At 69.0% G+C, this 25,645-nt stretch carries 29 protein-coding genes; 13 read left to right on the top strand and 16 right to left on the bottom strand.

All coding sequences use genetic code 11. The annotated features are described in order from the left end of the window. Nucleotides 1-25: 25 nt before the first annotated feature. Nucleotides 26-904: a polyphosphate polymerase domain-containing protein gene (locus A5727_RS02775; RefSeq protein WP_068244106.1), complete on the bottom strand. Its 879-nt coding sequence runs from the start codon at nt 902-904 to the stop codon at nt 26-28. Nucleotides 905-1,136: 232 nt separating this feature from the next. Here A5727_RS02775 and A5727_RS02770 point away from each other — a divergent pair, with 232 nt between their 5' ends. Together A5727_RS02770 and A5727_RS02765 are read left to right on the top strand one after the other, a co-directional pair. Next, nucleotides 1,137-1,343, top strand: a complete 207-nt coding sequence (locus tag A5727_RS02770; protein ID WP_068244362.1) for a helix-turn-helix domain-containing protein — start codon at nt 1,137-1,139, stop codon at nt 1,341-1,343. A gap of 6 nt (nt 1,344-1,349) precedes the next feature. Continuing rightward, on the top strand, nt 1,350-1,907 hold the full coding sequence (locus tag A5727_RS02765) for a Clp protease N-terminal domain-containing protein (RefSeq protein ID WP_068244104.1): 558 nt from the start codon (nt 1,350-1,352) through the stop codon (nt 1,905-1,907). A 19-nt stretch (nt 1,908-1,926) separates the two neighbouring features. On the opposite strand, the gene A5727_RS02760 is transcribed toward A5727_RS02765, so the two are convergent. After that, nucleotides 1,927-2,796, bottom strand: a complete 870-nt coding sequence (locus tag A5727_RS02760; RefSeq protein ID WP_068244359.1) for a 1,4-dihydroxy-2-naphthoate polyprenyltransferase — start codon at nt 2,794-2,796, stop codon at nt 1,927-1,929. A 69-nt stretch (nt 2,797-2,865) separates the two neighbouring features. On the opposite strand from A5727_RS02760, the gene A5727_RS02755 reads away from it, so the two are divergent. After that, entirely contained in the window at nt 2,866-3,642 is a 777-nt protein-coding gene (locus tag A5727_RS02755) for an S-methyl-5'-thioadenosine phosphorylase (RefSeq protein ID WP_068244102.1), read from the top strand. 54 nt (nt 3,643-3,696) lie between these two features. Beyond that, nucleotides 3,697-4,827, top strand: coding sequence for a nitronate monooxygenase (locus A5727_RS02750; protein WP_068244096.1), 1,131 nt, complete (start codon nt 3,697-3,699; stop codon nt 4,825-4,827). 5 nt (nt 4,828-4,832) lie between these two features. Here the strand turns inward: A5727_RS02750 and A5727_RS02745 are convergent, their stop codons facing one another. Further along, nucleotides 4,833-5,864, bottom strand: a complete 1,032-nt coding sequence (locus tag A5727_RS02745) for a sensor histidine kinase (RefSeq protein WP_068244095.1) — start codon at nt 5,862-5,864, stop codon at nt 4,833-4,835. Next, entirely contained in the window at nt 5,854-6,561 is a 708-nt protein-coding gene (locus tag A5727_RS02740) for a response regulator transcription factor (protein WP_157521186.1), read from the bottom strand. Before A5727_RS02740 ends, A5727_RS02745 begins: the two co-directional genes overlap by 11 nt. A 99-nt stretch (nt 6,562-6,660) precedes the next feature. Here A5727_RS02740 and A5727_RS02735 point away from each other — a divergent pair, with 99 nt between their 5' ends. Both A5727_RS02735 and A5727_RS02730 read left to right on the top strand, forming a co-directional pair. Next, the gene (locus A5727_RS02735) at nt 6,661-7,356 is read left to right on the top strand and encodes an AzlC family ABC transporter permease (RefSeq protein ID WP_068244092.1); all 696 of its coding nucleotides are present in this window, start codon (nt 6,661-6,663) and stop codon (nt 7,354-7,356) included. Next, nucleotides 7,349-7,672, top strand: coding sequence for a branched-chain amino acid transporter permease (locus tag A5727_RS02730; RefSeq protein ID WP_068244352.1), 324 nt, complete (start codon nt 7,349-7,351; stop codon nt 7,670-7,672). Before A5727_RS02735 ends, A5727_RS02730 begins: the two co-directional genes overlap by 8 nt. Here A5727_RS02730 and A5727_RS02725 read toward each other — a convergent pair whose 3' ends face one another. The 4 genes from A5727_RS02725 to A5727_RS02710 all read right to left on the bottom strand — a co-directional run bounded on the left by A5727_RS02725 (nt 7,673) and on the right by A5727_RS02710 (nt 10,426). Continuing rightward, nucleotides 7,673-8,191, bottom strand: a complete 519-nt coding sequence (locus A5727_RS02725; RefSeq protein ID WP_231991931.1) for a hypothetical protein — start codon at nt 8,189-8,191, stop codon at nt 7,673-7,675. It lies immediately after the preceding gene. A gap of 129 nt (nt 8,192-8,320) precedes the next feature. Further along, nucleotides 8,321-8,935, bottom strand: coding sequence for a pyridoxamine 5'-phosphate oxidase family protein (locus A5727_RS02720; protein WP_068244349.1), 615 nt, complete (start codon nt 8,933-8,935; stop codon nt 8,321-8,323). A gap of 43 nt (nt 8,936-8,978) precedes the next feature. After that, nucleotides 8,979-10,073 (bottom strand): o-succinylbenzoate--CoA ligase, encoded by a 1,095-nt coding sequence (menE, locus tag A5727_RS02715; RefSeq protein ID WP_082949571.1) that lies wholly within the window; start codon nt 10,071-10,073, stop codon nt 8,979-8,981. Nucleotides 10,074-10,123: 50 nt separating this feature from the next. Continuing rightward, complete coding sequence (locus tag A5727_RS02710) at nt 10,124-10,426, bottom strand: DUF3349 domain-containing protein (protein WP_068244085.1); 303 nt, start codon at nt 10,424-10,426, stop codon at nt 10,124-10,126. A gap of 218 nt (nt 10,427-10,644) precedes the next feature. Here A5727_RS02710 and A5727_RS02705 point away from each other — a divergent pair, with 218 nt between their 5' ends. The 3 genes from A5727_RS02705 to A5727_RS02695 are packed head-to-tail and all read left to right on the top strand — an operon-like array spanning nt 10,645 to nt 12,516. Beyond that, a complete protein-coding gene (locus tag A5727_RS02705; RefSeq protein WP_068244079.1) occupies nt 10,645-11,916 on the top strand; it encodes an inorganic phosphate transporter in 1,272 nt (423 codons plus the stop codon). After that, on the top strand, nt 11,916-12,200 hold the full coding sequence (locus A5727_RS02700; protein WP_068244076.1) for a hypothetical protein: 285 nt from the start codon (nt 11,916-11,918) through the stop codon (nt 12,198-12,200). Before A5727_RS02705 ends, A5727_RS02700 begins: the two co-directional genes overlap by 1 nt. A 7-nt stretch (nt 12,201-12,207) precedes the next feature. After that, on the top strand, nt 12,208-12,516 hold the full coding sequence (locus A5727_RS02695; protein WP_068244073.1) for a DUF3349 domain-containing protein: 309 nt from the start codon (nt 12,208-12,210) through the stop codon (nt 12,514-12,516). 42 nt (nt 12,517-12,558) lie between these two features. Here A5727_RS02695 and A5727_RS02690 read toward each other — a convergent pair whose 3' ends face one another. The 6 genes from A5727_RS02690 to A5727_RS02665 all read right to left on the bottom strand — a co-directional run bounded on the left by A5727_RS02690 (nt 12,559) and on the right by A5727_RS02665 (nt 17,761). Next, nucleotides 12,559-12,945, bottom strand: a complete 387-nt coding sequence (locus tag A5727_RS02690) for a VOC family protein (RefSeq protein ID WP_068244070.1) — start codon at nt 12,943-12,945, stop codon at nt 12,559-12,561. Between the two features lie 50 nt (nt 12,946-12,995). Continuing rightward, nucleotides 12,996-13,889 (bottom strand): SDR family oxidoreductase, encoded by an 894-nt coding sequence (locus A5727_RS02685; RefSeq protein WP_068244067.1) that lies wholly within the window; start codon nt 13,887-13,889, stop codon nt 12,996-12,998. Nucleotides 13,890-14,010: 121 nt separating this feature from the next. Next, the gene (locus tag A5727_RS02680) at nt 14,011-15,384 is read right to left on the bottom strand and encodes an HNH endonuclease signature motif containing protein (protein ID WP_068244062.1); all 1,374 of its coding nucleotides are present in this window, start codon (nt 15,382-15,384) and stop codon (nt 14,011-14,013) included. A 277-nt stretch (nt 15,385-15,661) separates the two neighbouring features. After that, nucleotides 15,662-16,579, bottom strand: a complete 918-nt coding sequence (locus tag A5727_RS02675) for a 1,4-dihydroxy-2-naphthoyl-CoA synthase (RefSeq protein ID WP_068244060.1) — start codon at nt 16,577-16,579, stop codon at nt 15,662-15,664. Between the two features lie 31 nt (nt 16,580-16,610). Continuing rightward, a complete protein-coding gene (locus A5727_RS02670; protein WP_068244057.1) occupies nt 16,611-17,066 on the bottom strand; it encodes a nitroreductase family deazaflavin-dependent oxidoreductase in 456 nt (151 codons plus the stop codon). After that, nucleotides 17,063-17,761, bottom strand: coding sequence for an HAD family hydrolase (locus A5727_RS02665; RefSeq protein ID WP_231991936.1), 699 nt, complete (start codon nt 17,759-17,761; stop codon nt 17,063-17,065). Before A5727_RS02665 ends, A5727_RS02670 begins: the two co-directional genes overlap by 4 nt. A 176-nt stretch (nt 17,762-17,937) precedes the next feature. On the opposite strand from A5727_RS02665, the gene A5727_RS02660 reads away from it, so the two are divergent. From A5727_RS02660 to A5727_RS02650, 3 genes are read left to right on the top strand one after another with little or no spacing between them, the layout of a single operon-like run. Next, the gene (locus A5727_RS02660; protein ID WP_068244050.1) at nt 17,938-18,882 is read left to right on the top strand and encodes an acyl-CoA dehydrogenase family protein; all 945 of its coding nucleotides are present in this window, start codon (nt 17,938-17,940) and stop codon (nt 18,880-18,882) included. Then, on the top strand, nt 18,879-19,637 hold the full coding sequence (locus A5727_RS02655; protein WP_068244047.1) for a PIG-L deacetylase family protein: 759 nt from the start codon (nt 18,879-18,881) through the stop codon (nt 19,635-19,637). The genes A5727_RS02660 and A5727_RS02655 overlap by 4 nt, the downstream gene beginning before the upstream one ends. Next, complete coding sequence (locus tag A5727_RS02650; RefSeq protein ID WP_068244044.1) at nt 19,634-20,260, top strand: class I SAM-dependent methyltransferase; 627 nt, start codon at nt 19,634-19,636, stop codon at nt 20,258-20,260. The genes A5727_RS02655 and A5727_RS02650 overlap by 4 nt, the downstream gene beginning before the upstream one ends. 77 nt (nt 20,261-20,337) lie before the next feature. On the opposite strand, the gene fadD8 is transcribed toward A5727_RS02650, so the two are convergent. Both fadD8 and A5727_RS02640 read right to left on the bottom strand, forming a co-directional pair. Then, complete coding sequence (gene fadD8 / locus A5727_RS02645) at nt 20,338-21,960, bottom strand: fatty-acid--CoA ligase FadD8 (RefSeq protein WP_068244041.1); 1,623 nt, start codon at nt 21,958-21,960, stop codon at nt 20,338-20,340. 42 nt (nt 21,961-22,002) lie between these two features. Continuing rightward, nucleotides 22,003-22,722 (bottom strand): GntR family transcriptional regulator, encoded by a 720-nt coding sequence (locus A5727_RS02640; protein WP_068244035.1) that lies wholly within the window; start codon nt 22,720-22,722, stop codon nt 22,003-22,005. A gap of 37 nt (nt 22,723-22,759) precedes the next feature. Between A5727_RS02640 and A5727_RS02635 the strand changes: the two genes are divergently transcribed. Next, entirely contained in the window at nt 22,760-25,531 is a 2,772-nt protein-coding gene (locus tag A5727_RS02635) for an FAD-binding and (Fe-S)-binding domain-containing protein (RefSeq protein ID WP_068244032.1), read from the top strand. The last annotated feature ends 114 nt before the right edge of the window (nt 25,532-25,645 follow it).

Here is a 25,645-nt window from a genome sequence, read left to right as displayed (position 1 = left end):
GGTGGTCTTTCAGTTGAACGGTGAATCAGTGTGATGCGGAGGGGGTTTCGTCGATCGGTTCGATGAGCGCGAATGCGCCGTCGCGCGATCGCGGGGCCAGTTCGAAGGCCTGCACCGACTGGCAGTATTTCGAGATCCGCACCACGGACATGTCGATGCGGGCCGCCAGGTCGGTGACCCAGTAGGGCACCCGCTCGTTGGCCTTGATCTCCACGATCGCCAGTCGCGGCGGGATGATGAACCGGTTCGGCGCGCCGGAGGCGAAGTGGAAGTCGCGGTCGCGGCCGTGCACGCGGTGGTCGATCGTGACGCGCAGGCCCACGTCGGCGTCGCGTCCCACGTACGCCTCGCGCAGATAGCCCGTCGTGACGATGGGGCGCAGGTCGAGGTTGCCGATCAGCGTGCTCACCTCGTCGACGAAGGCGCGCTCAGTGCCCCGGCACTCGGGCGGTTCGCGGTGGTCGAGCCAACGGCGGGCCGTCCCGTACGGCAGCGCCAGCCGGCGTTTCTGCGTGACCCGGTTGACCCGCTGCTTGATCTCGACCTGCACGCTCGTCTCATCGGTGCATTCAGCGGGATCGCCGTACAACCGCATGCGCAGTTTCCGGCGAAACCTCAGCCCCTCGATCTTCTCCCAGTAGAACCGCAGATCGGCCGTGTCGTAGTAGAGCGAGCTCACGGGGTATCCACCGACGGGCGAGAACGAATCGGAGTCCATGCGCTCGGCCACGGCCGCCCGCAGCTCCGGCACCTTGAACTCGTCGAGCAGGTACTTGATCTCGTACCGGTTGAACGCGTGCAGGCGACTGGCGGTCTGCTGGTAACCCATCGGTTTCGTCGGTGCGTCCTCGGGGCGCCGGGGCCGTTCGCGTGGGCTCCTGGGGAACCGGTCGAGCACGCCCACGCGGTGACACATCCTTTCCCTGCTGTTCATCGCCCGGTCATCGGCGCTGTCCGGAGAGCATCATCGACAACCAAGATGTGCGGACGCTGTGAATGACCTGTACGCACCCTCATGACGCGGACTCGCCGCGGAGTGTCAATGTTCATTGACACAGGTACCACGTCAAGTTATGTTGACAACCATGGCTGAACCACTGCCCGACATCCCCGGTGTCGACGACCTCGGGGATCGGCTGGGTGACCGTCTGGGGGACCGCCTGGGGGACATCGACCCCGCGGTCGGTCTGCGTGCGGTCGGGGCCCTGCAGCGTCTGCAGGAACGCCTCGAGGCCCTACACGTCTCCAACGCCCGTGAACAGGGATGGAGTTGGCAGGCGATCGCCGACGCGCTCGGTGTCAGCCGCCAGGCCGTGCATCAGAAGTACAACCGGAGGCGGTGAGCGGACATGTTCGAAAGGTTCACGCGCGACGCCCGGGTGGCGGTGCTGCTGGCCCAGGAGGAGGCCCGCGACCTCAACGCCCGCGACATCGGCCCCGAGCATCTGCTGCTCGGGGTGCTGCAGAGCGCCGACGACGGGTTGCGGGCGGTGCTGGACGACGTCGGGCTCACGGCCGACGGCGTGCGGGGGAGGTTGACGTCGGCAGACGACGACGGGTTCGACGACGACGCCGCGGCCCTGCGTGCCATCGGCATCGACCTGCACGCCGTGCGTGACGCCGTCAACGCGTCCTTCGGTCCCGATGCCTTCGAGGACGCGTTGCAGCGCTCCGGGCGTCGCCGCCGCCGCCGTGGACGCCTGTCCCTGAGTCGCGACGCCAAGAAGGTGCTCGAGATCGCACTGCGGGAAGCGCTGGCCCACCGGGGCAGGCAGATCCGTGCCGAGCATGTGGTGCTCGCCCTGCTGCGGGGTGGCGACCACGCGACGGTCGGGCTGATCACCGAGTACGTCCAGCCCGCACAGTTGCGCGCGGCGGTCGCGGCGCTTCTCGACCAGGCGGCCTAGAGGACTCGTGCCGGCCGGCTCAGCCGAACATCAGCGCCAGCGTCACCGCGACGGCCCACACCAGCATCGTCAGCCCCGTGTCCCGCAGCACCGGAATCAGCGCGGGTCCCAGCGCCCCGGTGACCACGGGGCGCGCCGCCCGTGCCGCCAGTGGTGCGGCCAGCAGGCCCGTCAGGCACCACGGCGACGCGAACGCCAACAGCAGTGTCGCCACGCCCGCCGCCGCCACCAGCGCCACGTACAGGCCCCGCGTGCGCCGGTCGCCCAACCGGACCGCGAGCGTGATCTTGCCCGACGTCGTATCGGTGGGGATGTCGCGCAGATTGTTCGCCACGAGCACGGCCGACGACAGCGCGCCGACCGCCACGGCCGAGACCGCGCCCACCCAGTCGATCCGCAGGGCCTGCGTGTACTGCGTGCCCAGCACCGCAACCAGGCCGAAGAACACGAAGACCGCGATCTCCCCGAAACCCGAATACCCGTAGGGCTTTGAGCCGCCGGTGTAGAGCCACGCCCCGGCGATGCAGACCACGCCGACGGCGATCAGCCACGGACTGCTCATCAGGGCCAGCACCAGGCCGGCCACCGCCCCGATCGCCAGGCTCACGATCGCCGCGGTCAGCACGGCCCGCGGTGAGGCCACGCGCGAGCCGACCAGGCGCAGTGGTCCCGCGCGTTCGTCGTCGGTTCCACGGATGCCGTCGGAGTAGTCGTTGGCGTAGTTGACGCCGACGATCAGCGCCAGCGACAGCACCATCGCCAACACGGCCTTCCACCACACCGCCGAACCGAGCCAGGCGGCCGCACCGGTCCCGGCCAGCACCGGGGCCACCGCGTTCGGCAGTGTCCGGGGTCGGGCGCCTTCAATCCACTGTGCGACGGTGGCCATGGCTCGATCGTCCCATTCGAACCACCGCCCGGATTCGGCAGGATCGCGCAGCGGCCCCACAATGGTCGGATGCTTGGAGTGATCGGCGGCAGTGGCTTCTACTCGTTCTTCGGCCCGGAGGCGCGAAGCATCGGCCTGGACACGCCCTACGGCGCCCCCAGTGCGGCGGTGACGGTGGGCACCGTCGGCGGTCACGAGGTGGCGTTTCTGCCCCGTCACGGCATCAATCACGAGTTCTCCCCGCACACCGTGCCGTACCGGGCGAACATGTGGGCGCTGCGGGCACTGGGCGTGCGTCGCGTGTTCGGCCCGTGTGCGGTCGGAAGCCTCACCCCGGATCTCGGCCCCGGAGCGATCGTCGTCCCTGATCAGCTCGTCGACCGCACGAGCGGGCGGCCCGCCACGTACTTCGACGCGGGCGGCATCCATGTCAGCTTCGCCGACCCGTACTGCCCGGGGCTGCGGGCCGCGGCCACCGGACTTCCCGGTGTCGTCGACGGGGGCACCATGGTCGTGATCGAGGGTCCGCGGTTCTCCACGCGGGCCGAGAGTCAGTGGTATGCGCGGCAGGGTTTCACGCTGATCAACATGACGGGGCACCCCGAGGCTGTTCTGGCCCGGGAGCTCGAAATGTGCTATTCAGCAATCGCTTTGGTGACCGACCTGGATGCCGGGGTGGAGGCGGGCGCGGGTGTCAAGGCGGTCGACGTGTTCGCCGAGTTCGAACGCAACCTGGTGCCGTTCAAGAAGCTCGTGCACGAGGCGCTCGATCAGGTCACCGACGAGGACACCTGTGCGCACTGCCGGGCACACGACGGCGTGACGCTGCCGTTCGAGCTGCCGTGATCTGCGGTGACACCCCCATTGAGCTTTTGACACCCGTCAAGTCATACTGACCGGGTGAAGACTCCGATCTGCGATCAATTCGGCATCGAGTTCCCCCTGTTCGCCTTCAGCCACTGCCGCGACGTCGTCGCCGCGGTCACGAATGCGGGCGGCTTCGGTGTGCTCGGCGGCACCGCGTACAGCCCCGACCAGCTTGAGCAGGAACTGGCCTGGATCGACTCCGAGGTCAAGGGAAAGCCCTACGGCGTCGACATCATCGTGCCCGCGAAGTTCGAGGGCAAGGGCGAGAACGTGTCGGGTGCGCAGCTGGCCGACCGCATCCCCGGCGAGTATCGGGAGTTCGTCACCGAACTGCTGTCGAGGCATGACATCCCGGTTGAGGAGAAGAAGGCGCGCCTCGGAGGCAGCGGCCTGTCCGGTGACACCGGTGAGCAGCTGCTCGAGGTCGCGCTGCGCCATCCCATCAAGCTCATGGCCAACGCCCTGGGCGTGCCGCCGGACTACATGATCGAGGCCGGGCGCTCCTCGGGTGTGCCGGTGGCCGCGCTGGTGGGTGCCAAGGAGCACGCGCTCAAGCAGGTCAAGGCCGGTGTGGACCTGATCATCGCGCAGGGCACCGAAGCCGGTGGGCACTGCGGTGAGGTGTCCACCCTGGTGCTGGTGCCCGAGGTGCTGGACGCCCTGGCGAGCGTCGGCAGCGACGTGCCGGTGCTGGCCGCGGGCGGCATCGTCACCGGCAAGCAGATGGCGGCCTGCGTCGCGATGGGCGCCGCGGGTGCGTGGACCGGCTCGGTGTGGCTGACCACCGAGGAGGCGGAGACCGCGCCGGCCACGGTGCAGAAGATGCTGGCGGCGACCTCCCGTGACACCATCCGGTCGACCGGGCGCACCGGAAAGCCTGCGCGCCAATTGGTCTCGGACTGGACCAAGGCGTGGGCCCCCACGCCCGGCGGGCATCCGACGCTGCCGTTGCCCCTGCAGAACATGCTCGTCGAACCCCAGCTGCGCCGCATCGACAAGCTGGCCGCCACCGGCCACGAGGGCGCGCAGGCGCTGGCCACCTACTTCGTCGGCCAGGGCGTCGGCCTGATGAACAAGGTCAAGCCGGCCCGTGAGGTCGTGCTGGAGTTCATCGAGGACTACGTGAGCGCCGCCGAGCGGTTGTCCGGTTCGCTCGAGGACTGATCGGCTCAGTCGGCGCGCGGCAGCCGGACCTCGAACCGCGCGCCGACGTCGGTGTTGTGTGCGGTGAGCGTGCCGCCGTAGGCCGCCACCAGGCCCGCCGCAATGGCCAGGCCGAGCCCCGAGCCGCTGGGCAGGGACGAATCCGACCGCGGCACCCGGTCGTTGGAGCCGCGGTAGGCGACGTCGAAGACGCGCGCCAGGTCGGCTTCGTCGATGCCGACCCCGGTGTCGTCGACCCGTACCCACACGTCACCGTCACGGCCCAGCGACAACGTCACCGAGCCGCCGTCGGGGGTGTGCGCGATCGCGTTGGCCACCAGATTGGACAACACCCGGGTCAGGGCTCGATGGCTGCCGATCACGCGGATCGGTTTGGCGGGCAGGTGCGCCCGCAACGTCACCCTCGCGCGCCCGGCCACGATGCGGTGTGCGGCCACGACGTCGTCGATGACCTCGTCGAGTGCGACGGTGTCGAAGCGGGTGGTGACCGCGCCCGCGTTGATCTTCGACATTTCGAAGAGGTCCTCCACCATCTCCGAGAGCCGGATCGACTCCAACTCGATGTGTCTGGCGTGGCTGCGGATGTCGTCGTCGGTGACCACACCGTCGGCAATGGCCTCGGAGACCGCGCGGATGCCGGCCAGCGGTGTGCGCAGGTCATGGCTCACAAACGCCACAAGCCGGCGCCGAGACTTCTCGGCGGCCCGTTCGGCGTCCAGGATCTCCTGCTCCCAGACCGTGCGCCGGGCCTGGTACCGGCCCAGCATGACGGCTGCGGGGATGGTCACCACGGACACCACCAGAAGCACCACCGAGGTCGTCGGCTCGATGATGCGGCCGAAAGAGGACTTCATCATGATGGCGTTGGCGCCCAGCACGCCCGTGAACGTCGCGACCAGCGGGATGAGCACGAGCACCACCATGCTCGCGGCCAGCGACAGTGACCTCGCAAACCGGATGGTGACCGCCCCGGCCAACACCACCGGAACCGAGCACGCCAAAACGATCCCAATGATCTTGATCAGATCACTGGTCACCGGGGACGCTCTCCGGTGCGGGATCACGCTGCCACAGATAGCCGCGCCCCCACACCGTCTGGATGCGGTGATGCTCTCCGAGTTTCGACCGCAGACGCTTGACGTGCACGGTCACGGTCGACAGGTCGCCGTAGTCCCAGCGCCACACCTGGCTGAGCAGTTCCTCGCGGGTGAAGACCGTGCCGCTGTGGGTCAGGAAGAACAGGAGAAGGTCGAACTCGCGGTTGGTCAGGCCGATCGGCCTGCCGTCGACAGTGACCGTGCGGGCCGCGGCCGACACCGTCATGTTGCCGAGCCTGATGTCACCGGGATGTGTGGTCGGCGGGGTGCTGGCCCTGCGCAGCACCGAACGCACCCGCAACGCCAACTCGCGCGGGCTGAACGGTTTGGTCAGATAGTCGTCGGCGCCGGCCTCCAGACCGGCGATCCGGTCGTCCTCCTCGCCGAGCGCGGTCAGCAGGATCACCGGCACGGTGTAGTCACCGGCCTGCCGCAGACCCCGGCACAGCGTGATGCCGTTGGGGCCCGGCATCATCACGTCCAGCACCGCGACGTCGATGTGTTCACTGCCCAGCAGTCGCAGTGCCTCATGACCGTCCGCGGCCACCGCGACCTCCATGCCGTCGCGCTCCAGGTACCGACGGACCATGTCCCGCAGGACAAGGTCGTCGTCGGCGATCAGCACATGTGCCCCCACACACAAACGGTAGCCCGATTTGACTCGGTCGAAACCCCCATCACCTGCGCCGAGGCGCGGTTTGGGTTGCTGGCTGCCGCAGTGTTACACAGTGGAACCATGTCCGAGGACCAGTCCGCGCACGATGTGCGACGGGTCGCGGAGGTCACGGCGCCCATCGGCCTGGCATTCATTCCGCTGGGGATGGCGCTCGGGTTTCTCGTGGTGCACGCGGGATTGCAGTGGTGGTGGGCGCCGGTTTTCGCGGCCGTCATCTACGCCGGTTCGCTGGAGTTCCTGATGGTGGGCCTGGCCGCGACGGGAGCTCCAGTGGCCACCGTGGCGTTGACGACGTTCATCGTCAACTCACGCCACGTGTTCTATGCGCTGTCGTTCCCGCTGCACAGGGTGCGCAGTGTCGCGGGCCGGCTCTACAGCACCTACACGCTGTCGGACGAGGCCTACGCCGTCGGCGTCAGTCCTGAGGCCTCGTCGTGGACCACGCGTCCGATCCTGACGATGCAGGTTCTGCTCCAACTGCTGTGGGTCACGGGTGCCGGGATCGGCGGTGCGGTGGGCGAGGCCCTGCCGATCGAGCGTCTGCAGGGGCTGGACTTCGCGCTCACCGCGCTGTTCATCGTGTTGGCCATCGACGCCTACCGGCAGCGCCCCGACCGTCTCACCGCGGTCTCGGCCGCCCTGTGCGCGGTGGTGGCGTGGATCGTGGCGCCGGGGCAGCTTCTGGTGTGCGCGTTCGCGGCGTTCACCGCGGTGCTGGTCGTGCGGTTTGCTGTGGGTCGCGGGCGCGATGCCTGACAACGCGCACATCGCGGTCCTGGTGCTGGTGGCCGCGGCGGTCACCTGGGCGTTGCGCGCCGTGCCGTTCGCCGTGTTGGCGCCCATGAGGCACAGCGCCGTGGTGAAGTACCTGAGCGTGCACATGCCGGTCGGCGTCATGGTGATGCTGATGATCTACACGCTGCGGCCGGGCGTGGTCTCCGGCGGAGTCCATCTCGCATGGCTGGCGATCGCGGTCTTCGTCACCGCGGGTCTGCACCTGTGGCGTGGGCACGCGCTGCTCAGCATCCTGGCAGGCACCGTCGTCTACGTCGTGCTGATGTCAGCCTTCTGATCAGCCTTCTGAGCCGGGGGCCAGTTCGGGGCGTTCCTCGGCAGGCGCCTGTCCCAGCAGCGCGCCCGTCAACCCGCCGTCCCGATGCATCCCGTACAGCCGTCGCAGGTAGTCCCATTGGCTCGCATTGGCGTTCTCGGCGCCTGGGGCAACCCCGACGACGGTGCCCTCGCCCGGGGCGGCAGGCTCGGTGTGCTGCGGCAGCAGATACGCGTTGTTCCAGGCGTTCAGCGGCGGCGGCACACCGGGATCGGCGCCCGGTGCGCTCGGCGCCTGCGCCTGACCCAGCACCATCTCTGTGCCGGACGTCCCGGGCGGCAGGCCCGCGGGGCCCATGGGGGCGTCGCTCTGGGCCAGCGGGCCGTGCCACGTCGCATTCGGCGCGGGGGCGGGATCTGCCGGTTCGACCGAGGGTTCGGGGGTGGGTTCGACGGTGGGTTCGGCCGACGCCGGTGCCGCCGCGGTGAGGCCCAGACCGCACGCGATCATTGCTGCCAGCGGCCGGTGCCCTCGTCTCACGGCACTCACCGTAACGCAGCGTGGCCGGGCGCGGCGCCGCTGCCGGGATCGGGCCGCGAGATGCGCGGTCACGGTGATGTCCCTCGGCGGCGGGCCACGCCGAATCCCGGGGATGTGTTCAGGTGCCGGTCAATAGAGCATGGTGCGCATGTTGTCCTCGTCGTAGTGGCGCTTCAGTTCGGCGAGGCTCACCCCCATCCGCAGGGCGTGGGCCATCTGCGCGACGCTGGGCAGCGCGGCGGGGTTCCACGACTCGGGACGCCAGGCGTCGGCACGCAGAAATGCCTTGGCGCAGTGGAAGAACACCTCTTCGACGGTGATCTCGAGGGCCAGAAGTGGGCGCTTGTCCTGCACCGTCATGGCGTCGAAGTAGTCGGCGTCGGCCACGATGGTCGCGCGCCCGTTGATCCGCAGCGTGTCACCGCGGCCCGGGATCAGGAAGATGGTTCCGACGTGTGGGCGCTGCAGCACGTTGAGGTGGCCGTCGACGCGCCTGTTGCCCGGGCGTTCGGGAATGGCGATCGTGGTGTCGTCGAGGACGTGCACGAAACCGGCGGGGTCCCCTTTGGGTGACACATCGAGTCGCCCCTCCGCGTCGGTCGTGGCCACGAACCCGAGCGGGGAGTGCGCGAGCCAGTCACGGTGAATGGGGGACAGCCTGTCGCGCACCTTGTTGGCCACGACCTCGTTCGGATGACCGACGATGGCGCGCAGTTCTTCAACGGTGTGGATCTCGCGACGCATGCCGCCCATCATGCCCGCGTTCCGGCGGGGTTCGGCGGCTCCGTCAGCCGAACCGCTGCGCCAGCGCGCGGCGGTCGACCTTGCCGATGCCTCGACGGGGGAGTTCGTCGACGATGTGGACCTCGCGCGGAGCGGCGGTCCGGTCCAACGCCAGGCCGACGTGCGCGGCCAGTTCGGTGACCGTCGGCGCGACGGCGCCCTGCGTCAGGGCGATGGCCGCGACGACGCGTTGTCCGAGTCGGTCGTCGGGCACGCCGAAGACCGCGCACTCGGCGATCGCGGGGTGGGTCGCGAGGACAGCCTCCACGGGTTGCGGCAGCACCGTCAACCCGCCGGTGCTGATCGCGTCGTCGCTTCGGCCCAGCACCTGCAGAACCCCTGAATCATCCAGCGCACCAACATCATCGGTGCGGAACCAGCCCGGCTCGGCGAAGGGGTCGGGGTCCTGCGGATTGCGGTAGCCCTTGGCCAGGGTGACGCCGCCGAGCTCGATCCGCGAATCATCCAGGCGTACCTCGACGCCGTCGAGGGGGACGCCGTCGTACACGCATCCGCCCGCGGTCTCACTCATGCCGTAGGTGCGCACCACCGTGATGCCCGCGGCTGCGGCGCCCTGCAGCACCGGCAGGGGTGCCGGGCCACCGCCGAGCAGCACGGCGTCGAGTTCCGCGAGCGCCTCGGTGGCGGCCGGATAGGTCAGCGTCTTGGCCAGTTGTGTGGCCACCAGCGAGGCGTATCGGCGACCCGAACCCATCGCGGCGACCGCGGCCGGCAGTGCCGTCACGTCGAACCCGGCGGACACATCGAGCTCGACGGGCACGGTGCCCGCCGTCACGCTGCGGATCAGCACCTGAATCCCCGCGATGTGGTGGGCCGGGAGCGCCAACAGCCAGGTGCCCGGGCCGCCGAGGCGGTCATGCGTCGCCGATGCGCTCGCGACCAGGGCGGCCGCGGTCAGCATCGCCCCTTTCGGGGTTCCGGTGGTCCCCGACGTGGACACCACCAGCGCGACGTCGTCGTCGATCTCCTCACCGACTCGCAAAGACGTTGTGAGAAGGTCACTTTGGCGCAGATCGCCAGCAGGTATCGGCAGCACCGCGCTCGCGGTGCCGTCGAGTACGACGTCGAGTGCGGCCATCATCGGTGACGCCGACGGGCCTGGGGGGACGACCAGTGCGCGCAGCGGGGCTATTCGCCGACCTCCCCGTCTCGGGGATCGTCGAGCGGCCACCCCTTGGCGGCGAGGCGCTCGCGAACGCGTTCGACATCGGTGGGGGAGGGGAGTTCGTCGGTGATCCGCATGATGGCCGCGCCGATGTCGATGTCGTCGAACTCGGGCCGACTCGTGAGCTCGCCCGCCACGATCTTGACTTCGTCGGTGGTCAGCCGGCGCGACAGCAGCGCCAGCAACGGCAGGTAGTCATTCTGGGGCACGCCCTCGGGGTACCCCGCGCGCAGCCAGGAGACGATCGAGCTGAGAAAACGATTCACGGCGTCGGCTCCTGATAAGTCGTGGCTCGACCAGAATCCTAGTGTGCTGCAGCACCCCCGCGTCCGCCAGCGAGCAGCCGCTGCCGCCAACGGGTCCCAGACAGAAGATGAACAGTAGATGAACACAGTCACCACTCAGGCAAAGTGCCAGTTCGCTCGGTGTTCTGGGGCGTGGCGCGGCTAGGTAAATCGGTCGGTGTGGCCCCAGAATGAGCACCATGAGCGCCGAGCTGATCATCTTGGTGCTGTTGGTCACAACAGCCCTGGCTTTCGACTTCACCAACGGCTTCCACGACACCGGAAACGCCATGGCGACGTCGATCGCGACCCGGGCGCTCAAGCCCAAGACCGCGGTGCTGCTCGCGGGGGTGCTCAACCTCGTCGGCGCATTCCTTTCGGTCGAGGTCGCCGTCACGGTCACGACGTCGGTGCTCAAGATTCAAGACGGCAAGACCGGCTCACTTCTGCCCAGCATCGACGCGTCGATGGGTCTGACCATCATCTTCGCCGGTTTGATCGGCGGCATTCTGTGGAACCTGCTGACGTGGCTGTTCGGCATCCCGTCGAGTTCGTCGCACGCGCTCTTCGGCGGTCTGATCGGCGCCGGCCTCGCCGCGATCGGCCTGGCCGGGGTGAACTGGTCCGGTGTGACGCAGAAGGTGCTCATCCCCGCGCTCGCGGCACCGCTGATCGCCGGCATCGTCGCTGCCTGCGGCACGTGGCTGGTCTATCGCATCACCCGCAGGGTCGCCAAGCGCCAGCGTGAGCGGGGCTTCCGCTGGGGACAGATCGCGACGGCCTCCCTGGTCGCGCTGTCGCACGGCACCAACGACGCCCAGAAGACCATGGGCGTCATCGCGCTCGCGCTGATCACCACCGGCCACCTGACCGGCAACGTCAAGGAGGACGGCCTGCCGTTCTGGGTGATCGCCAGCTGTGCGCTGGCCATCGGTTTGGGCACCTACCTCGGCGGGTGGCGCGTCATCCGGACGCTCGGCAAGGGCCTGGTCGAGATCGAGTCCCCGCAGGGGCTTGCCGCGGAGGCCTCGTCCGCGGCCATCATTCTCAGTTCCAGTGCCGCGGGCATGGCGCTGTCGACCACGCATGTCGCCACCGGTTCGATCCTGGGATCGGGCGTCGGCAAGCCGGGCGCCGAGGTGCGGTGGGCGGTTGCCGGCCGGATGGCCGTCGCGTGGCTGGTGACGCTGCCCGCTGCGGGCCTGGTCGGCGCGGTCACCTTCTGGGTCTCCCACGGCATCGCGGGCATCACGTCGCCGCTGGTCGGCGATCTGGTGATCTTCAGCGTCCTGGTCGGTCTGTCCTACTACATGTGGCGGCGGGCCCAGCAGCAGAAGGTCGACCACACCAACGTCAACGCCGACTGGGACACCACCACCAACTCGGTGGTGCCCGCAGATCTGCGGGGCGTTGCGACAGACCTCACCGTGACACCGGTGTCCGGTGACGAGACCAAGGCAGGGACGCTCTGATGCATTACGTGGACAGCATCTTCCGGGTGCTCGTGGTGGGTCTGATCCTGGGTGCCGGTCTGCCCGCGCTGTTCGCGGTCGGCCTGGTCTTCCATTCGGCCGGAGCCGGTGACGTCGACGTCGACGGCGCGAAGCGGGCACCGAACCCCGCCCTGAGGTTTCTTGGTCTGCTGTTGTTCGCATTCGTCGGACTGGTGATCGTCGCGGCCATCCTGTGGATCACGCGCACGACCGTCATTCACCACTTCGACGTCGACATGTTCCCCTTCATCCCCAAGAAGTGAGGTTGGAGTGTCTGAAAGCCCGAGCGTTCTCGACAACGTCCTGCACTGGCTGCACGACGGTTATCCGCAAGGCGTGCCCACCAAGGATTACTTTCCGCTGCTGGCGCTGCTGGCCCGCACGTTGACCGAGGAAGAGGTCAAGCTGGCGGCGCGGGTCGTGCTGCTGCAGAGCGACGACGCCGCACCGGTCACGCCGGAGCAGATCGAGCAGGCCATCCGTGAGGTTGCCGAGAAGGAGCCCAACCCGCAGGAGATCCACCAGGTGGCCGCGCGGTTGGCGTCCGTCGGGTGGCCGCTGGCGGCCCCGGCGCGTTGATCGGGAGCCGTCTGAACGACGGCCGCCCGCCGCTTGCGGGGTTCAGTCTCGGGTGTCCCGGCGCAGCGGATGCGTCTCGGGCACCTGCACGAAGATCAGGGTGACGCCATCGGGGTCGGCGACGTGCATCTCATGCAACCCCCACGGTTCGCGACGGGCCTCGCGGCTGATCTGTGCGCCCCGGGCCTGCAGTTCGGTCTGCGTGGCGTAGAGATCTCGGACCTGCAGCCACAGTGCGCCGGGAAACGGCGGCGATCCCGCGGGTGGTCCGCCGTGCCCGGCCAGTTCGATCAGCGACTGGCCCGCGTAGAAGACCGTGCCGCCGCCGTACTCACGGGCGATCGCCAATCCGAGCGTGTCGCGGTAGAAGGCCAGTGACCGCTCATAGTCTGCCGGCCGGAACAGCACCCGGCTGGCCAGAATCTCCATGACGAACAGTCTTGTTGGTGTCGGCTCGTGATCACGTGCGACACACCGGGTCAGGTGGGTTGGATGCCTTGGCGTTTCATGATGTTCGCCAGCAGGCCGGGTGCGACGACGTCGACGGCGCGGGCGGTCACCGCGATGCGCGGCGCAATCCGCACGGGTCGGGTGCGAGCGGCGCGGATCATCCACTCGCCCGCCTCCTCGGCTGACAGTGCCGGCAGGCCGTCGTAGGCCTTGGTCGGCGCGATCATGGGCGTCGCGACCAACGGGTAGTACAACGTGGTCGAATGCACGCCCTTGGGGGCCCATTCGGTTTCGATGACTCGGCTGACTGCGGACAGTGCCGCCTTGGACGCGTTGTACACCGCGAAAAGCGGTGCGGCCTCGTTCATGACACCCCACGTGGCGACGTTGATGATGTGGCCGTCGCCGCGCTCGATCATGCCGGGGGCGAACGCCCGGATGAGGCGCAGCGGCGCGTAGTAGTTCAGCGTCATGGTGCGCTCGACGTCGTGCCAGCGGTCCAGCGACTCGGCCATCGGCCTGCGAATCGAACGTCCCGCGTTGTTGATCAGAATGTCCACGGCGCCAACGGTTTCCGCGATCGCGTCGATGGCCTCCAGATCTGCGAGGTCACACGCCACGGCCCGCGCATCACCACCGTTGTCGATGATGCGGGCCGCCACTTCGTCGAGCAGTTCCTGCCGCCGGGCGACCAGGATCACCGCGGCGCCCGCGTCGGCGAACTGTCTGGCCGCGGCCTCGCCGATTCCGGACGAAGCACCTGTCAGCAGCACCCGCTTTCCGCGCAGGTCGATGCGCGTGCCGGTGGGCAGGCTCAGCGGTGGGCGCATCCCGGCCATTGCCAGGGAGTCCGTCAGACGGCGCAGAGGGTTCACGAAACTGCACTCTAATTCGCCCGACTGGCAAGCCTCTGTTGTGTTCATCGAGCCGCGTACAGGAGGCGGTCGCATCCCGGCCGACTGCGTCGGCCTACCCGGCTGTGTCGTGCCATGCCGACACCCTCCGGACTGCGTTCGCCCTCCGGGCTGCGTTCACCCTCCCGACTCAGTCGGGGTCGGGGCCGCCTTCGTTGTCCTCCGGGTCGCGGGGTGCGAGGAGGTTTTCGGGGTGGTGGTGGTCGTTGACCCGTGGTCCACCATTGTCGAGATGCGGTGGCGGGATCCATTCACACCGCCCGCGGCGCATGCGGGTTCGCCATTTGGTGGGGCCGACTTTGCGGTTGTCGGGCCCGCACGCCAAAGCCAACTCGTTGATATTCGTTTCCCCGCCCTGGCCCCAATCGAGGGTGGCGTGGTGGACCTGGGATTGATACGCCGAGGCGGTGCAACCGGGTGCGGTGCATCCCCGGTCGCGGGCGTGCAGCACGATGCGTTGGGCGGGGGTGGCGATCCGCTTGGCCCGCCCCAGATACAGGGCTTGGCCGTCGTCGTCGAAGACTGACAGGTAGTGGAAGGCGTGGGTGGCCATCCGGATCAGATCCCGCATTGGCAACAACGACCCACCGGCGGTGATCCCGAACCCCGCCCCCGAGGACAGCTCCTTCAACGTCGTGGAGACGATGACGGTCACCGGTAGCCCGTTGAGCTTGCCCAGCTTCTTGGAGGCCAGCAGCATGCGTCCGGCGGCGACCAGGGCGTCGTGCTGGCGTTGGGCTGTGGTGCGCTGATCGGCTTTGATCTGCTCTTGGGTGGGCCGCCCCGACACACACGGATTCTCATCGTCGGGGTTGCACATCCCGGGGGCGGCCTTCGTCGCCATCACCGGCTCCCAGACTGCCCACGCTTCCGGGGTGAGGTGTCCACTGACTCGGATGAGTCCGTCCGGACCCTGCTTGCCGAAGGTGATACCGCGGCGGCGTTGGATGTCGGCGTCGTTGAACGACCCGTCGGGATCCAGCCACAACAGCATCCGCTCCAGTGCGGCCCGCAGGTCGGGCACCCCCATCGTGGCGGCGTGGTCGGCGGCCAACCGCTCCGCCTCGACACGGGCACTGAGATCCACATGGTCGGGCAGAGCTGTGAAGAACTTTCGGATCCTGTCCACGTGCGCGGGTCCGACCCGTCCCTCAGCCACCCGGGCAGCGACGTTCGGCATGACCGGTTCCAACACCTCGCCGGTCATCGCCCGCCGCGGTCCCAGGACTTCGGCGTCGGCGACGCGCTGGCGGGCCTCGTCGGCCGGGATCCTCAGCCGGTGGGTCAGGACCTTGGCGACCGTGTCCCCACCCAACTCGTCGGGCCCACACTCCTGCAACCGCACAATGAGTTTGTGGTCGACGGCCGCATCGGCCCAGCTGACTTTCTGGAGGCGTTCCATCACGGTCAGCACCTGCGTGGCGGAGAGGTCATCGACGCTGGCGGCGGCCAGGCGGGCGTGGACGCCCTCAAGCTCAGAGAGCAGGGCGGCCACTGACGTCATACTCGAACAGTAGTTCGAACCACCGACAAACCCTGTCGCGATGTGGCAGGAGAAACCCAAGGGGCAGAAGAGATTTCAAGCGTCCACGTGGCCGAAGAAGCATGATCCCGTGAAATTCGCTCGTAGTCGGGCATTTCAAACAACGGACCCGGAGACACAGTCCCGGGGGCCGGGCGAGACCGGTGCCACGAAGCGCTGGAACGCCGCAACACCGCGACCCCGAGGGCGCCGCACGCCAATCCCCACAGACGCCGACGGCAGCCGAAAGCCCGATACCTCAGAAGTACCGCGGGAACGGATCCCAGTTGGGATCGCGCTTCTCCAGGAACGCATCGCGTCCCTCGACGGCCTCATCGGTCATGTAAGCCAACCGGGTGGCCTCGCCCGCGAACAACTGCTGACCGACCAGGCCGTCGTCGAGCAGATTGAACGCGTACTTCAACATCCGTTGCGCCTGAGGCGATTTGCCGTTGATCGCGGCAGCCCACTCCAACCCGACATTCTCCAGGTCGGCGTGGTCGACCACCTCGTTCACCGCACCCATATGGTGCATCTGCTCGGCGGTGTACGTGCGCCCCAGGAAGAAGATCTCGCGTGCGAACTTCTGGCCGACCTGCCGCGCCAGATACGCACTGCCGTAGCCGCCGTCGAAGCTGCCCACGTCGGCATCGGTCTGCTTGAACTTGGCGTGCTCGCGGCTGGCCAACGTCAGGTCACAGACCACATGCAGAGAATGACCGCCGCCCGCGGCCCACCCGTTCACCAGGCAGATCACGGGTTTGGGCATGAACCGAATGAGTCGCTGCACCTCCAGGATGTGCAGACGGCCGGCCCGCGCCACGTCGACGGTGTCAGCGGTCTCGCCGGCGGCGTATTGATATCCGGTGCGGCCGCGGATGCGCTGATCCCCGCCCGAGCAGAACGCCCAGCCGCCGTCCTTGGGGGACGGCCCGTTACCGGTGAGCAGGACGACTCCGACGTCTGGGGACATCCGGGCGTGGTCCAGCGCGCGGTACAACTCGTCAACCGTGCCGGGCCGGAACGCGTTGCGCACCTCGGGTCGGTTGAAGGCGATGCGCACGGTCGGCTGCGGGCGGCCCGCGCTGTCGATGTGGCGGTGGTAGGTGATGTCGATCAGATCGGCAAACCCGTCCACCGGCCGCCACAGACTGGGATCGAAGGGGTTTTCGCTCACGACATCACACCGTAGTCGTGGCGGCGCGGCCTCAATCGAGCGGATCGAACCGGAACACCGCGCACCGACCGGCGAGGGCCTCGAACTCGTCGGGTGCATCGCTGGTGACCAGACCGGCGTTCTTCATGAAGTCCACACCCGACGGCACCAGGGCGGGGAACTGCCGCAGCAGTGGCCGCGCCTCCTCGGCCGACATCTCGGTCATGTGCACGCGCTCGTCTGTGCGCCCCCTGGTCAGCGTCGCGGCGGGGTTGGCGCGGGCGTTGCGCACCCAGTCCGCGCCGGGGAATCCGCCGACGACGTACCGGTGCCCATCGACGACCATCGGCGTGATGGGTGTCGAGCGGGGCTTGCCGGAGCTGCGGCCGACGACGGTCAGCACCAACGGCATCTCCCTGCCGAACGTCGGCAGACCGAGTCGCATGGTGGCGATCAAGACCCTGTTGAACGGCTTGAGCCACCAGGGCGGCCGGATCCGTTCGCTCACGAGACGTCGACGCCGTGGTGGAGCAGTGCACGCCGCAGGCCGTCGGGGCGATCGGCGATCGGCAGTGGATCGACCAACACGAATTCGCACCCCAGCGCCTGCACCGCGCCGTCGGCCTCCTCGCTGTCGCCGACCATGATCGCCTCGGCGGGCTCGACCTCAAGGCGCTGCAGCGCGGTGGCGAAGATCTTCGGGTCGGGTTTGACGGCGCCCACCTCGTACGACAGCACGAACTCGTCGACGTGGTCGGTCGCCTCGATCCGTTCGAATGCGGGGCGGATGTCGAAGGCGATGTTGGACACCACCGCGGTCCGAATGCCCGACTGGGACAGCTTGCGCAGGACGTCGGCGGTGTCGAGGTACGGAGTCCACGACGACGGCGAGATCAGGCGCTGATACAGCGATTCGGCGTGGTGGTCGGTCACCCCGGACTCCCGCAGCACGTGCAGGTAGGCCTCGCGGTGCAGGTCCGGCTGGAGGTCTCGATTGGTCCAGGCGTAGTGCTCGTTGGGCCCCATCGGGACCATGTGCCCGGTCGGTGCGGTCATCCTGCGCATCAACTCGGCCTGGACATGGCCGTCGATCCGCCGGTCGGCCTGGCCCGGCAGTTTGATTCCCTCGAACCAGCTGTCCTTCTCCTCCAGGCGGAACAGTGTGCCGGAGAAGTCGAACAGGACGGCTTTGAGTCCTCGCAGCGACTGCACGCACTCCATGGTGCCACTGCTCCGCTCGTTGGGGAATGTGTGGAAATCGTCGTGAACGGCTACCTAGCAGCTATGTCGGTGATGTACGAGTGCGCTGCGGGGGCGGGGCCGCACTGCGAAGCCGAGGCCCCGTCCGGTGGCGCATCTGTGACAGTGAGGGATTCAGCATGACGGCGGGTGTGATCTCGCATTGGCTCGACATGGGACGCCTGGATCTGCCGCTGCCCGCATCCGGGGCGACGGCGCGGCGCTGGCGACTGCTGACCGAGATGGCCCGCGAGGACATCACGGCCGCCAGCATCGCCGAGGCGCACGTCGACGCCGTCGCGATTCTGCACGAATTGGGTGGTAAACCCGTGCAGTTCAACGAACTCTGGGGCGTGTGGACGGCCGAGTCGCCGGATGGGGTCCTGACCGCCGCGGCGGCCACTGACGACACCTCGATACTCAACGGAACCAAGGCGTGGTGTGCGGGCGCCTCGTTCTGCACCAACGCCCTGGTGACGGCCACCGACGCCGACGGCCGACGCGGCCTGTACGCCGTGACTCTGACGGACCAGAGCGTCCGGCCGCTGCCGAGCACGTGGGCCAACCCCGGCATGGCGGGACGTGACACCCGCGCGGTGCAGTTCAACAACACCCGTGCGGTGCCCGTCGGGGAGCCCGGTGAGTATCTGAGCCGACCGGGTTTCTGGCACGGCGCCATCGGGGTCGCCGCGTGCTGGCTGGGTGGGGCCCAGGCGGTGGCCCAACCCCTGTACGACCACGTCGCCGCGGGCGGAGCCGATGAGCACGCGTTGGTCCATCTGGGTGCGGTCGATGCGGCCCTGACGGCCGCCGAGGCGGTGTTGGAGAGGGCGGCGACGGAAATCGATGCCGACCCCTTCGACCGTGCCGGGCGCGGTGAGGTGCTGGCGCGGCGGGTGCGGGCGGTCGCGGAGACCGCCGTGGACGAGGCGGTCACACGCACGGCCCGCGCGTTGGGACCTGGTCCGCTGGCCACGGAGGATCGGCTCGTCCGCCGGATGGCGGACCTGTCGATCTACGTGCGGCAGAGCCACGCCGAACGTGATCTGGCGACTCTCGGCGCATTGGCGGGTGCACGCCGATGACGTCCGCGGTCAGCAACTGCGCGCGTTTCGCCGCCATGCCGCTGTCGAACGGCGGCACACCGGTTTCGCAGTGGTTGCCCAGACCGCAGATGCCCGAACTCAACCTCGTCGACTGCCCCGGGCTCGTGGTCGTGGCGGCGCACCCCTACGGCGAGACGCTGGGGGTCGGTGGCTTGGCGGCCACGCTGGCCGAACGCGGCATTCAGGTCGACGTGGTCTCCGTCAGTGACGGCGGTGCCGCGTGCCGCGACCTGTCGGCATTCGACAGGATCAGTCTGGAGGGCCGTCGCCGCAACGAGTTGAATGCCGCCGCAAGGCTTCTCGGCGTTCGGCAACCTATTCACCTCGGCTTCCCCGATGGCCGGGCGGGTGAGCGCGCCGACGCGCTGATTGAACTCCTGACCATGATCCTGCTGGACCGGCCCGGGATGTGGTGTGCGGCGCCGTGGCGCGGCGACGGAACCGCTGACCATGAGACCGTCGGCGCCTGCGCCCATACGGCAGCGGGTCGCGCGGGCAATCCAGTCCTGGAGTATCCGGTGTGGATGTGGCACTGGGCCCGCCCGGGAGACCCCGATGTGCCGTGGAACAGGGCCCACTCGGTCCCGGTGACCCGCTCCGCGCTGGGGCGAAAACACCATGCGGTCAACTGTTTTCGCAGTCAGTTGGATCCTCCCGCGCCCGGCGCCGAACCGGCGCTGCCGGCCTTCGTGGTACGTCGCCTGCTCGCGGTGGGGGAGGTCGTGTTCCGTTGAGCAGGCTGCCCGACCATCACTTCGATCGCATCTACGCCGCCGCAGAGGACCCCTGGCAGTTGTCGACGCGGTGGTACGAACAGCGCAAGTACGCGATCATCACCGCGATGTTGCCGCACCGGCAGTACCGGCACGCCTTTGAACCGGGCTGTTCCATCGGCACTCTGACTCAGCGCCTCGTCGAGAGGTGCGACCACGTCACCGCGATCGACGTGGCCGACGGCGCCCTGCAGGTGGCCGACGAACGCCTGCGCCGACTCAACTGCCGCCACCGGGTGACGCTGGCCCAGGCCTCCCTGGACCAACCGTGGCCGCAGGGGTCCTTCGACCTTGTGGTGCTGTCCGAGGTGGCGTGCTACTTCAACGCCGGTCTGCTCTCAGCGGTGCTCAACCGCGAATGTGCGCGGCTGATGCCCGGCACCACCGTGGTCGCCGCGCACTGGCGGCATGAGGTGATCGACTACCCGCTGACCGGTGACATCGCGACCGACATCATCGCCTCGACGCACGGCCTGCGCTCGATCGGGCGCTACTGCGACCGCGATGTCGTCATCGAGGTGTTCGCCACCGGGGCGGGTGCCTCGGTGGCGGCGCGACAGGGCGTCCCCGGCGCGGCCCCGTAAACGATCCGGGTGACGAAATGTGCGCTTTGGCATGCAAATCCCCTGAAAAGGCTGCTATTTCGCACATTTCACCTGGATCAGCCCACCGACCGTGACGCACCCTCCCAGAACCTGGCCCGCACGGCCTTCTTGTCGGGCTTGCCCAACCCGGTCAGCGGCAACGCGTCGACGACGACGACCTGCTTGGGTGCCTGTACCGAACCCTTGCGGTCCTTGACCGCGGCCTGGATCTCGGCGGTCATGGTCGCGATCGCATCCTCGTCCCGGCCGGCGTCCTCGCGCAGGACGACCACGGCGGTGACGGCCTCGCCCCACTTGTCGTCCGGCGTGCCCACCACGCACACCTGCGCGACGGCGGGGTGCTCGGCGACGACGTCTTCGACCTCGCGCGGGTACACGTTGAACCCGCCCGTGACGATCATGTCCTTGACCCGGTCGACGATGAACCAGAACCCGTCGGAGTCCTCGCGGGCCATATCGCCCGTGCGCAGCCAGCCGTCGCGGAACGTCTTGGCGGTCTCCTCGGGAAGCTGCCAGTAACCGCCGGACAGCAGCGGTCCGGACACGCAGACCTCGCCGACCTCACCCTGTGGCACGGGGTTTCCGTCGGCATCCAGCAGCGCGCAACGGGCGAACAGCGTGGGCCGACCGCATGATGTGAGTCGCTGCTCGTCGTGGTCCTTCTTGGCCAGGTAGCTGATCGCCATGGGCGCCTCGGACTGGCCATAGTTCTGCGCGAAGATCTGGCCGAACCGCTCGATGGCCTCGGCGAGGCGCACCGGGTTGATCGCGGAGGCGCCGTAGTACACGGTCTCGAGCGACGACAGGTCCCGTGTGCGGGAGTCGGGGTGGTCCAGCAGGGCGTAGAGCATCGCGGGCACCACGAACGTCGCGGTGATCCGGTGCTCTTCGATGTAGCGCAGCGCGGCCCCCGGGTCGAACTTGGCCATCACATGCATCTCGCCGCCCTTGATCAGGGTCGGCAGGAAGTAGGCGGCGCCGGCGTGTGACAGCGGCGTCAGCATCAGGAAGCGGGGGTTCTCGGGCCACTCCCACTCCGCGAGTTGGATCGTGGTCATGGTCGTCGTGGCCCGGGTGGTCATCATGACGCCCTTGGGCTTACCCGTGGTGCCACCGGTGTACGACAGGCCGTTGACGTGGTCGGGGGAGAGGTTGGCGGCCACCAGCGGCCGCGGTTCGTATTTGTCGGCCTCGGCCGTGAGGTCCAGCACCGCCACGTTGGCCGCCTCGGCCGCGGTCGCCAACTCCGCCGGCACCGCGCCGATGGTCAGCACCTGCCTGAGGGTCTCGACCTTGCCGATCAGGCCGATCGCACGCTCGGTGAACGCCGGATTGGGGTCGATGATCAGCGAGGTCGCCCCGGAGTCGCTCAGCACGTAGGCGTGGTCGTCGAGCGAGCCCAGCGGGTGCAGTGCCAGCCTGCGGTAGCCCTGCGTCTGTCCGGCGCTGGTGATCATCAGCACCTCGGGGCGGTTGAGCGACAGCAGGCCCGCGGTCTCGCCGGAGCCGGCGCCGAGGCCCTCGAACGCCTGCACGTACTGGCTGATCTTCTCGGCCATCTGGCCGCCGGTCAGGGTGGTGTCGCCCAGATGCAGCACGGGCTTGTCCTTGTGCCGTTTCAGAGCGCCGATCAGCAGGTGACCGGAGTGGACAGGGTGGCGCAGCAGTTCGTCACTCATGCGATCCACACTAGAACGTGTTCCAGTTCTAGTACACCTCCGTCAGTTGGCCGCCGCCCAGACGGCCTCGATCTCGGCCGGATCGGCGTGGCCGACCTCATCGCGCAGGGCCTGTCCCACGAGCAGCTTTCCCGTGCTGACCAGGTGGGCTTCCATGGCTGCCGCCGCGGTGTCGGGTTGGCCGCGAAGCAGGGCGTCGACGATCGGGGCGTGCTCGGCGTCGATGTCGACGAGTGTTCGTGTTTTCTCGGCGGTCGAGGCGCCGAGCAGGCGGGTGGTCTCCCGCAGGCCCCTGACGATCCCGCGGGCGCGCGCGTTGCCCGCGAGTTCGAGGATCAGGTCGTGCAGGCGCTGATCGTGGGCGACGAATGCGCGTTCGTCACCCGCGGCCGCGGCGGCCCGCATCAGGTCCCGCTGCCGCTCGAGCCGGTCCGGCGGGCATCCGGTCGCCGCGACCCGGCGCACCGCGGGCAACTCCAGTGCCAGGCGCACCGCGAAGATGTCGGCGATGTCGGCCGCGCGGGGCAGCAGGATCTGAAAGCCCTGCCGCGCTTGGAATTCGACCAGGCCGACCTCCTCGAGGCGCAGCAGCGCCTCGCGCACCGGGGTGCGTGACACGCCCAGCGACTCGGCGAGTTGGTACACCGAGTAGCGCACGTTCGGCCTCATCCGGCCGTCGTCGATGGCCTCGCGGACGGCAGCGACGACGGCCTCCATGCGCCGACCGTTCGGGGGGAGGGTCTGCGGGTCGGGTAGTCCCATCGCCACCGCCCGACCGTAGCATGCCACGCGGTGTAGCATGCTAGGAATGGATGGCGCGACGCTGGCAGATCTGTTGCGTCGCGCCGGGGTGTCCGATGTGCGCGACGACGGCACCACTCGCGCGGCGTATTCCGGCGACGCCTCGCTGTATCGCGTGCCACCCCTGGTCGTCGCGCGCCCCCGGCATGTCGACGAGGTCGCGGCGGCGCTCGCTGTCTGCCGCGCCGAGGGCGTGCCGCTGACAGCGCGCGGGGCGGGCACCTCGATCGCGGGCAATGCGGTGGGTGCGGGCCTGGTGCTGGACTTCAGCGCGCACCTGCGGCGCGTGCACTCCATCGATCCCGACTCCGCGACGGCCGTGGTGGAACCCGGTGTGGTGCAGGAGGATCTGCAGCGCGTGGCCAAACCCCACGGACTGCGGTTCGGCCCGGACCCGTCGTCGTCGTCCCGGTGCACGATCGGCGGCATGATCGGCAACAACGCCTGCGGCACCCGCGCGCTGGGGTACGGCCGGACCAGCGACAACGTCGTGAGCGTGCGGGGCGTCACCGGCGCGGGCACACCGTTGGACGACGCCGCCGTGCTGGCCGAACTGCGCCGCGTGACCACCGTCGGGCTGGGCCCCATCCGCACCGAGATGGGCAGGTTCTCGCGGCAGGTCTCGGGTTACGCCCTGGAGAATCTGTTGCCCGAGAACGGTTTCGACGTCACCAGGATGCTCGTCGGCAGTGAGGGCACACTCGGCGTGCTGACCGAGGCGACCGTACGGCTGGTCAGCGATCCGCCGCACCGCGTCCTGGTCGTGCTGGGATATCCCGACATCGCGCTGGCCGGTGATGCAGTTGTCGAGGTGCTCACCCACGGGCCGACCGCGTGTGAGGGCATCGACTCGCGCATCGTCGACGTGCTGCGCGAACGCCGTGGGCCCCAGGCTGTTCCGCCCCTGCCCGCGGGTGCGGCGTGGCTGTTCGTCGAAATCGCGGGGCAGGACCTCGACGACGTGATGACGAGGGCGCGCCGGGTGGCCGCGGAGTGCGGCGCAGTGGCGTCGACCGTCGTCACCGACACCGCGCAGGCCGCGCAGTTGTGGCGCATCCGGGCCGACGGCGCCGGGCTGTCGAGTCGCAGCCCCGCGGGGCTGCCCGCACACGCCGGGTGGGAGGACGCCGCGGTGCCGCCGCAACGACTCGGCGCCTACCTGCGCGACTTCGACGCGCTGATGGCCGACTACGGACTGACGGGCCTGCCCTACGGCCACTTCGGCGACGGCTGTCTGCACATCCGCATCGACTTCCCACTGCAGAAGCCCGGCGGCACCGCGGTGTTCCGGGAGTTCCTGACCGCCGCGGCCACGCACGTCGCCGGGTTCGGCGGATCGCTGTCGGGTGAGCACGGTGACGGCCGGGCCCGCAGCGAACTGCTGCCGATCATGTACTCGCGCGAGGCCATCGCGCTGTTCGAGGCGGTCAAGGCAGTCTTCGATCCGCACAACCTGCTCAACCCGGGCGTGCTGGTGCGCCCGAATCCGCTCGACGCCGACCTGCGTGAGCCCGCCGCGCCCGTGCTGCGTCGTGACCTGGCGCTGGCCTATCGCCACGACGGCGGTGATTTCACTCAGGCCGTGCACCGCTGCACCGGGGTGGGGAAGTGCCGGGCCGACAACAGCGGCACCGGCGGCGTGATGTGCCCGTCGTATCAGGCCACGCGCGAGGAGAAGGACTCCACGCGGGGCCGGGCCCGGGTGTTGCAGGAGATGGTCAACGGCACCGTGGTGACGGGCGGGTGGCGCTCACCCGAGGTCCATGAGGCGCTGGATCTGTGCCTGTCGTGCAAGGGGTGCCTGTCGGACTGCCCGACCGGAGTCGATATGGCGTCGTTCAAAGCCGAAGTGCTGCACCAGAGTCACCGCGGCAGGATCCGTCCCGCCGCGCACTATTCGCTGGGCTGGCTGCCGCGCTGGGCGCGTGCCGCGAGTGCCGCGCCCCGGCTGGCCAACGCCGCGACCAGGCTGCCGGGCGCGGCCAGGCTCGGAATGTCGCTGGCGGGAGTGGATTCCCGCCGCTCCGTGCCGCGGTTCGCCACGCAGACGTTCCGTGCCTGGTTCGACCGGCGGCCGCCGGCCAGCGGGGACCCGGTGCTGCTGTTCGTCGACACGTTCACCAACCACTTCACCCCCGAGGTGGGCCAGGCCGCGGTCGCGGTCCTCGAAAATGCGGGCTACGCACCGCGGTTGACCGACCGGCAGCAGTGCTGTGGCCTGACCTGGATCTCGACCGGCCAACTCGACGCCGCCAAGAGGATCCTGGGCCGCACCGTCTCCGCGCTGACGGGCGACATCCCGATCGTCGGGCTCGAACCGTCCTGTACCGCGGTGCTGCGCTCCGACGCCGCCGAGCTGCTGGGGCCCGTCGCGGACTCCGTCGCGTTCCGCACCCGGACGCTGGCTGAACTGCTCACCGCACGCGGCTGGGAGCCGCCGTCCTTGGCGGGCACGTCGGTGGTCGCCCAACCGCACTGTCATCACCATGCCGTGATGGGCTGGACCGCCGATGCGCAGCTGCTTCAACGGGCCGGGGCCGACGTGCAACGGCTGAGCGGATGCTGTGGTCTGGCAGGCAATTTCGGTGTCGAGAAGGGACACTACGACGTCTCGGTCGCGATCGCCGACCTGCAGCTGCGGCCCGCGGTCACCGCGGCGTCACCGGATGCCACGATCCTGGCTGACGGGTATTCGTGTCGCACCCAGGTGGCCGATCTGACCGACCGGCGCGGCACCCACCTGGCGCAACTGCTGGCCGCCGCGCTCTGATTTCGGCGCGCTTTTGGGGGGGGGGGGGGGCGGCCGGCCGCGGCCCCGCCCCGGGGGGGGGGGGGCGGGGGGCGCGGGGGGGGGCGCCCCCCGCGCGGGGGGTGGGGGCCCGCC

It is taken from the genome of Mycobacterium sp. ACS4331 (genome assembly GCF_001667265.1).
Taxonomy (GTDB): Bacteria; Actinomycetota; Actinomycetes; order Mycobacteriales; family Mycobacteriaceae; genus Mycobacterium.
The sequence above is the reverse complement of the archived record's forward strand: the minus strand, read 5'-3'. Positions and strand labels throughout refer to the sequence as shown.